Genomic DNA, 8751 nt, shown 5'->3' with positions numbered 1-8751 from the left:
TAGCCGATGAGGAACAGGTAGGGGACCGCGGCCGTGACGGCGCAGGCCCCCGGGAGCAGGACGGGCAGGGCGCGCCGGGCGCGGACGGCGACCACCGCGCCGAGGACGGCGAGGAGCGGCAGCGCGAACCACCACAGGGTCACCACCGGGTTGGGGAGCGATCCGGTGCAGGGCCGGCACAGGGTACGTCCGCCGAGACTGCGCAGCTGGTCGACCGCAGCGAGGTGCCAGCCGAGGCCGCCCTGAATGTCGGAGGCGGCGGACAGGCGCTGCGCGAGGCCGCCATAGCTCGTATACGCCTCGATCACCCACTCGCCGGCACCCGCCACCAGCCCCACGACCAGCACGACGAGAAGACGCGGGCGGCGCAGGGAGAGCACGAGCAGCGGCAGCACGACGTAGACCGCGTCCATCGGGCGCATGCACGCCATCAGTGCCGCGCCCGCGAACACACCCCACCAAGCCGCCCGGTCGCGTGCGTTCGCGCGGGCGCGCAGCAAGCAGCCGACGCAGGCCAGGGCGCCGATGGCGACCCAGTAGTTGGGCATGGCCTGGGGGCCGTAGAACAGCGTCACCCACAACGAGGCGAACAGGGCGCCGGCCAAGGCCAGGACGGCGGGTCTGAGGTGGCCTCGCCAGACCCGCAGAGCGAGGTAGAGGGCCAGGCCGGACAGGACGGCCAGGTAGATCCGGAGCAGGACGGTCGAGTCGGACCACGACGCGACCGGGGCGGCGAGGAGTGAGATGCCACGGGAACGGGGCGCGCTGAAGTAGGCGGCGGGAACGTGACCGCTGACCTGGCTGACGTAGACGGTCTCGTCCCAGCCGAGACCGAGACCCGGCCGTACGAGGACGAGCTGGGCGAGCGTGAAGGCGACCGCGACCGCCCCGAGCCAGGGCTCACCCCGCGAGCGCCGAGGCCGGACGGCCTGCGCTGGGACGCCGGTGCGAGGAACACCGGTCGTAGTGGCGTTCAAGCCGTCGGCCATCTCGCACCTCTCGTCGTCGCACGGAACCGGCCGGGAAGCCGGGCACTCCTACAACTCGTAGGAGGACATCCCACCCTACGACTCGTACAGTGAGAGGCGAGTGAGAGGACGCCCGTTCCACTCAGCCGGCCCGGACTCCGCTCCTGGTGGCGGGCAGCCGTACCGATCGCCGCGAGTGTGGCCCCGCCGTCCTCCTCCTTCTGACCGGAGGCGCCCTCACCGCGACCGTCCTGGCCGGCCGTCAGAGACAACAACGAGCCGTGTGACGCACCTTGACCGGGCCAAGATGCGCTTCACCCCAGTCAAGCGTGCTGGCCCCAAGCCGGTTCCCAAGAATGATCAAGGGGCTGTTTCAGATCTCCTCTGAAACAGCCCCTGACCTGCGACTTCGTAAAGTCGGGACGACAGGATTTGAACCTGCGAACCCTTGACCCCCAGTTGCGGAGTCACTGAGCGGCGTGCGACGGGTCGTTCTTCGAGGTCAGTGTCCAGCGTACTCGGCCGAGTAAAGGAGTCTGCCCTCACCCTCCGCGGGTGCCCTTGCTTCTAGCCACGGTACGACCCGCGCTGACGAAACGTCAGCCGTCGCAAGTAACGCCAGCTCAAGGGCATTGTCAGTGCCGCCCGTTAGCCTGCCCCCATGCTGTCAACTGACGAAGACCTCCGTGCTGTTCCCCTGGGACAGACGTTCGGGTCTGCTGCAGGTTTGGGTGACAGGTTCGGTCACGCGGCCTGGAGGGCCGGTGTGGTCATGACGGTCTCGAATTCGATGGGGGTCAGCCGGCCGAGTGCGGCTTGTCTGCGGCGTCGGTGGTAGGTCCGCTCGATCCTGGTCACGATCGCGATCCGGAGTTCTTCGCGGGTGGTCCAGGTCCGGCGGTCGAGGACGTTCTTCTGCAACAGGCTGAAGAAGGACTCCATGGCCGCGTTGTCGCCGGCCGCCCCGACTCTCCCTATCGAGCCGGCCATCCGGTGGCGGTCGAGTGCCCGGACGAATTTCCGGGACCGGAATTGGGCGATCCGCGGTCGCTATGCAGGATGCATCCGTCGACCGGTTCGCGCCGGGCGACGGCGTTCTCCAGGGCGGTCACGGCCAGGCGGGCCTTCATCCGCGCGTCGATGGAGTAGCCCACGATCCTGTTGCTGAAGGCGTCCTTGACCGCGCAGAGATAGAGCTTGCCTTCGCCGGTGGCGTGTTCGGTGATGTCGGCGAGCCACAGCCGGTTCGGCCCGTTTGCGGTGAAGTCGCGGCGGACCAGGTCGTCGTGCACCGGCGGTCCGGCCTTCTTGACTCTCCCGCGCTTCTTGCCGAACACGCTCCACCAGCGGTTGTCCCGGCAGATCCGCCACACGGTCCGGTCCGCCATCCGGGCCCCGGCACCGCGCGCTTCGTCGGCCAGGAAGCGGTAGCCGAATTCCGGGTCGTCGCGGTGGGCGTCGAAGAGTGCTTTCGCGCGGTATGCCTCCTCCAGCACGGTGTCGGTCACCGGCTTGTCGAGCCAGCGGTAGTAAGGCTGTCTGGCGAGCTTCAGGACCCGGCACGTGACCGTGACGGGCGTCCCGTCCGCGGCCGGCTCTTTCACGAGCGGGTAGATCCTTTTCCCGGCAGATGGGCCTGCAACAGATAGGCCGCGGCCCGGCGCAGGACCTCGTTCTCCTGCTCCAGCAGCTTGATCCGCCGCCGAGCCTCCCGCAGCTCCGCGCTGTCCTGACTGGTCACTCCGGGCTTGGTCCCGTCGTCGATGTCCGCCCGGCGCATCCACTTCCACAACGTCATCGGGTCTGGTGCAGGTCTGGGCGACAGCTGTCACCCAGTGGATGCCGGTATGCAGGACGAACAGGATCCCGCACAGGGCCTGCCGGTCGGGCACCCGCGGTCGTCCTTCCACCTGCTTCGGCGGCGGCTCAGGCAGCAACGGCTCGATGAGCGACCACAGTTCGTCCGACACGATCCACGGCCGCGACTGACGCTTCCCCATGACCACATCAACGAGCGATCAAGCACACAGTCACATGATCAACCCACTTTTGTTAGAGCCAGTAAGCCGGACCTCGGTGTCCCCAAGAACCACTGCTTCGACAGACACCCCAACCCCCGGAAGGAGAAGGTCGGCGAGGCGAACCACATCCCCCACACCCAGGTGATGCCCACCTACTCTTGATCGTCACCACCCCCAAATCAGCGACAGAGCCCAGAAAGTGATCCAGAACCACTTTTCAGCCGTCGCCGACACGGGCTCAGAGCGGCTTCAGTTCGGCTAGCCAGAGGTGCAGGTTCGGGAGGATTTGTTGATGCATGCCTTCCTGTTCACAGCGAAGTCCACCGTGTTCGATCATCGCCGCCACCAGGCCCTCGAAGTGATCCGGGACGGTTTCAGCCTGCCGCTTCGCCTCGTTCAGCCACTTTTCGAGCTGCGACGGCTCCTCCACGAGTTTGCGTCCGCGGCGGTACAGTTCCGCGTCCATGGCGATGGGCTGGATGCTGCGGCCGCTCTTTTCCGCGAGATCGAGGATGATGCCGATTCCTGGTGGGTCGAGGTCTCCCCAGGCTGCGATCGGCAGGGACTCGGGCACGCACTTGCCCAGGAAGTGAACCAGTGCCCCGGAGGCGAATCCTTCGGTCCAGATGCAGAGCCAGTTCCTGGGGACGGTCGTGCGCGAGGCGACCGCTTCGAAAGTCTCCTGGTTTTCGATGAGGAAGACGCCACGGGCCTGGAGGTCGAACCGACCGTGTCTCGTGACCGTCCAGCCTGGGAGTTCGATGAAGGGTTCAGCGAGGGTGAGGTCCGCCACGAGGCCTTGTCGGTGCCATTCGGCCGGGCCGGTCATCCTCAGGCCTGTGTCGCTGATGTGGACGGCCTCGGTGAACGGGCGGCCGATCAGGTTGGAGAAGGCGGCCTTGGCGGCATCGGTCCACGCCTTGGTTCCGCCGAGTGCCAGCGCTGCCAGTTCACGCTCGCTGCATCTCCAGCCGCGGCTCGCGGTGCGGAACCACTCGGCTGCCGCCCGCAACGCGGCACAGTACGTGATCCAGTGAGAAGTGGCGGCACGTGAACCGTCGGGAGGTACGCGCCTGTTGTCGTCGGGGAGCGCCGCGAGTAGCTCGTACTCGAATGCCAGCTCAGGCACATCGGCGATGGCGCACAGAGTCTCCGTACGCTCTCGCATCAGGCGGTCGCGTTTGACGATGGCCCGGTACCGGGCCTGGCCGCGTTTCGTCCGGATCGGCCCGCCGGCTCCGATGATCAGCATGCGGAGCGGCAGAGTGTGCCGACTGGCGCGCAGCACGGTATCGGCGCGTGCAAGGTGGATGCCCGTCGCATTGACGGCGTCACCGAACAGGTCGATGAGATCGGCGCGTTCACGGTCGGTCATGCGCAGGGTGAGACGCCGGTTCAGCTTTCCCCCGTTGGCGAGGCGCTCACGCACTCGGGTGCAGAACAGGACTCCCCCCGGGCTGACCACCCACTGCGCGAGATCAGGGTGAAGGGCGACGCGATGTCCCATGTCAGTCGAGGTCCAGGTCGTCCAGCAGCCCACCGGCCTGGCCATGGGTGGTGGCGTCCACGTCCCTGTCCTCGTACTCCTCCTCGGCCTCAGACTCGTCGTCCATTTCTTCGTCCATATCGATGTCGTCGTCAGCCAGTTCGTCGTCGCCGAGCTGATCGTCGGCGTCGAAATCGAGGTTGCCGCCGAGCAGCGCCGGATCGAGCATGAGGTGCCGCTCGGCCCCGTCCCAGACGATGGGGGTGGTGAGTACGCCCTCCACCTGTGGGTCGCGGTACAGCTGGTAGGTGGTCACGCCGGGGACTTCTTCGTAGAAACCCCATTCATCGTGGCTCGCCATGACAAAGTCAAGGTCGAGTTGGACGAGCAGTCCCATGCACTCGCCTCGCATCTCGGTGTCGATTCCGGCGAACGCCTCGTCCAGGTAGACCGGGCGCGGCGCGGTCGGTGCGGCTCCCGCGTAGTGGGCCGCCGCGGCGGCGAAGAGCGGGAGTTGCAGCATGACGGCCTTCTCCCCGCCGGACCCCTTGCCGTGCATGCCGGCGTCGATGTCGGTCCATCTCTGCTGCGGGCCGGTCTTGTACTGGACGCGGATCCGGCTCCAGGCCCGGTAGTCGAGGGCGACGCGCAGGTGGCTCTTCCACTCCAGTCCGCCCTCCGCCTCCCTGGCCACGGCGATCTGGCGGCCGAGGAAAGCGATCAGGTGCTCGCGGGCCTCGTCGGGCAGAAACCTGCTGGCCTGCCGGTCCAGGGTCGCCAGGGCTTCCCGGGTCTCTTCGCCCTTGTCGGGATCCGCCTCCCACACCAGGCGCATGACGTGCCCGGAGGCCGTGCGGCGCAGAGCGAGAAGTCTGTTCATCTCTTCGACGAGCGCCTTGGCCCGCGCACGGCGACGGCGTAGATGGTCGCCCACCTGTCCGAGCAGGACCTCTGTGAACAGGTCGCGTTCGTTCGCGTCGAGCAGGCGGTTCCGTTCGTGGACCTCCCGCTGCACGATCGCGAGTCCTTCCGCGACGGTGAGGTGTTGACCGTTGTGGAACAGCCGGACAGAGACGAGGCGGTCCTCGTTGCCGGCACGCACCTTCCAGTCCGGCCCTGCCAGTACTTCCTCAAGGACCTGCCGGGCACGGTCCACGTCGTCGCGTGCTTGGTCGAGAGCGTGCGGATCCGAAGGATCGTCGACGAGTTGCCGGATCAGTGCCTGTGCGGCGGCGACCGCGTCGAGAGCGTCGGCGGCTGTGCCGTCTGCGGAGACCAGCGCGAGGAATCCGAGCCGGTCGAGCTCCCGGTACTGTCCTCGTCGCTCCTCCAGGACGAGTTCTCGCTGCCCCACGAGTTCACGGACCTGCGTACGAGCGGATTGAGCGCGCGCCTCCTCCTGGATCATCCCTTCCAAGTCGGCGAGGCTCTTCTTCTCCAGGGCCTCGTTCTTCTTGAGGCCGGCCTGGGCGACGCCGAGTCTCTTCAGTACGTCGTCGACGTCGGCCCCGACAGCGCTACGGCGCACATCGTGTCGTTCGCGCTTTCTCTTCGCGTCGCGCACAGCGTCGTCCACGTCGGCCTCGGCCAGGTTCTGATGTCCTCGACAAGTGGCCAGCAGTGCTTCGGCACTGTTGCGTTGCTCCACCCGGCTCGACCAGGTGCCAAGCCGTCGGAAGAGATCGCCGAGACTCGACCTGTATTCCGTGAGTACCCGCTGCTCCTCGGCAAGCGCCTCCAGCCCCGTGGCGGTCGCACGTTGCCTGGCGTATCGCTCAAGCTCCGCACGCGCCGCCTTCCAGATGACCTCTCGCTCGTCGAGCTTGGCCTTGGCCTCCTGGCTCGCCAGGTCGTACGTCTGGAACAGGCTCCTGGCCTTCGCGAGACTCAACTGACAGTCACGTACCGGCTGGTCGAAGGCAGCGGCCTCGTCGCACTCGGCCCGCAGATCGCCCTGCCGCTCAGTGAGGCGCTGCTGCAGCTCATTGAGCCCTACGATCCGGCCGTCCAGTTCGACAAGCTGATCGTCCAGCGCCTTCAGCCGGCGGCGGCGCTCGGCCTGGCGGGCGGCGGTACCGATGTAGGCGGCCTGTGTGACCTTGGTACGACCATGGACGGGGCCGATTCGCCACGAGCCGTCGGTCGACACCCAGTCACCCGGTTGGTGCTCCGTCCCGGCGGGGGCGAGCGCGACACCGGCCAGGATGCTCGTGGTCACATTCGACGGGACCGTCTCGTGATCGACCGCGTGCAGAACATCGCCGAGGGATCGGCCGGGAACCGGTTCCCGGTCGGCGACCAGGAGGCTGTCGAGCGTGTCTCCGTCCAACAGCGATCCCTCGGGGGTGACCCATGCGTCGAGCACTCCCGACCCGAGCAGGGCGGCCTCCAGGCCCGCTCGGGTCGTGTCGTCGATGTCCGGTTCGAAGTCGAGCAGCCGCCACAGTGGAGCACCGTCGGCGACGCTGCTCCGATCCCGCCGCTCGTGCACCGGGGCCGCAGGCAGGGGGTCCTTCTCCTCGGCGACGCTCAACCGCATGGCGGCCGTCTTGTCTCTTGTCTCCTGGAGACCACAGAGTTCGGCAGCCAAGTCGGATGCCTGCTGGACAAGCAGGGTCCCTCGGGGTCGGGCGAGGCGCTCCACCTCCTGGGAGAGGGTGGTGGCGCCCTTGAGGCCGAAGGTCGGCACCAGTGACTGGAGTGCTGCCAGTTCGACGTCGCTCAGTCGCAACTCCTGGCATCGCTCGCTCCAGTCGACGAGTGCGATGCGCAACTCGTCCATCCGGTCGGCGAGTTGCTGCCCATGATCGTCGACGGCATGCTTCGCCGTCTCGCATAGCCCCCACGCCTTCTGGAGGGCTTCGTCTGCCTGCTCGCGCAGGCCTTTGGCGTCCCGCGTCGTCTCGGCCAGCTCGACCGCACGCCGGAGAACGTTCGCGCGTGCTTCCACGTGGCCCAGGAGCATCTTCTCCGTCCCCTCGGGATCCTCCCGGACGGCAGCGGCGAGTTCGGTGTGAGCGTCCCGGATGCGGGTCCTCGCAGCCTGTGCCAAGGACTTCTCTTCGGCGACCAGGAGAACGGCAGCAGCTCTTTCGAGAAGCCGGGTCTGCTCGGTGGCCTCGGCTTCTGCCTCGGCTGTGGCGGATGCCGCCTTCCCCACACGCTCTCGAAATCCGGGGAGCTTCTCCTCCGCCTCCTCGGCCTGTTCCTGGAGTTTGGTGAGGAGGTCGTGCTGCTTCATCAGCGGGTCGGCTCGAAGTTCCTCGACGGAGATCCGGAGCGTCTCGCGTTCTTCGAGGAAGCGCTCACGCTCCTTCTTCCCCTCCTCCAGCTTCTTCTCAGCGCTGTCGGCCTTCTCAACAGCCTTCGCACTAGTGCGTTGCGCTTCGGTGAGCTGAGTATCCGCCTCGGCCAACCGCTCGGCGATGTTCCTGGTCCACCGGCGCGCGTAGCGGGAGTACACCGACAGGAAGGTGGACATGCCGAGTTGGTGCCGTTCCTGCTGCGCCAGGTCGGCGCGATCACGGGCCAGCTGGTCGAAGCGGACGGCCAGACCGTCCAACAACGACGTACTGACCGGTGGCAGACCGTTGGTCAGCATCCGGCTGAGTCGCTCGCCGTTGAAGTTCTCGCTCAGCTTCGGCTTGCGCAGGACCAGCAGGAGTTCCACCAGAGCTGCCAGTTTCCCGATCCCGAAGCCGAACAGGCGCTCCGCGACAGCTGTCCGGTACGCGCGCCGCTCCTCGAAGACGTCGCCGGGATCGAGCCGTGCCGCCAACTGCTTGCGCAGATACGGCTGTCTCCGTTCGTCCAGCAGGTTGAAGTCCTCGCCGATCCGCTTGGCGGTGACGAAGAACCAGGGTTTGTGGACGCCCCCCTTGGCCGACGTGCTGCCCCTCATCCCGATGCCGACGGTGATGAACTCGTAGCCACCGTCCTCGGTCACACGTCCGTACTCGCACCAGGTGTATCCAACGCGGTCGCCGCGCCCCCGATGCAGCAGGTTGTCCCGCATCGGCCGTGCGGTCGAGCCGAACGGGTCCAGCCGCCGGGCGCTGAGCCGCGCGTCCAGCAGCAGCGGGCTGGTGACCTCCATCACCTTGGTCTTGCCGGCACCGTTGCGCCCGCGCAGGATCAGCCCGTTGCGGTAGGAGACGAACTCCTGTTCCTCGTACTCCCACATGCCGATGAGGCCTAGGCGTAGTTGCACGATCGGAGTCCAGGCCTCGAGGTCCTGGCGCAAGCTCGCAGAACACCACGGTTCCTGATCCTGCTG

3 protein-coding genes and 2 pseudogenes are annotated in these 8751 nt (G+C 67.1%); all 5 read right to left on the bottom strand.

Annotated elements, in window-relative coordinates:
* A partial coding sequence (locus ACGFZQ_RS12935) for a hypothetical protein (RefSeq protein ID WP_393840364.1) occupies window positions 1-989 on the bottom strand: 989 nt, incomplete at its 3' end.
* Window positions 990-1712: 723 nt separating this feature from the next.
* A pseudogene (locus ACGFZQ_RS12930) lies at window positions 1713-2763 on the bottom strand (IS3 family transposase); the annotation flags it as partial.
* 37 nt (window positions 2764-2800) lie between these two features.
* Window positions 2801-2968, bottom strand: a pseudogene (locus ACGFZQ_RS12925) (transposase); the annotation flags it as partial.
* Window positions 2969-3227: 259 nt separating this feature from the next.
* Complete coding sequence (locus ACGFZQ_RS12920; protein WP_393840363.1) at window positions 3228-4364, bottom strand: Wadjet anti-phage system protein JetD domain-containing protein; 1137 nt, start codon at window positions 4362-4364, stop codon at window positions 3228-3230.
* 133 nt (window positions 4365-4497) lie between these two features.
* Window positions 4498-8718, bottom strand: coding sequence for a TIGR02680 family protein (locus ACGFZQ_RS12915; protein WP_393840362.1), 4221 nt, complete (start codon window positions 8716-8718; stop codon window positions 4498-4500).
* Between the last annotated feature and the right edge of the window lie 33 nt (window positions 8719-8751).

The organism is Streptomyces sp. NPDC048254 (genome assembly GCF_043201895.1).
In the GTDB taxonomy this organism is placed as follows: domain Bacteria; phylum Actinomycetota; class Actinomycetes; order Streptomycetales; family Streptomycetaceae; genus Streptomyces.
This window is presented reverse-complemented; position numbering and strand designations above follow the sequence as displayed.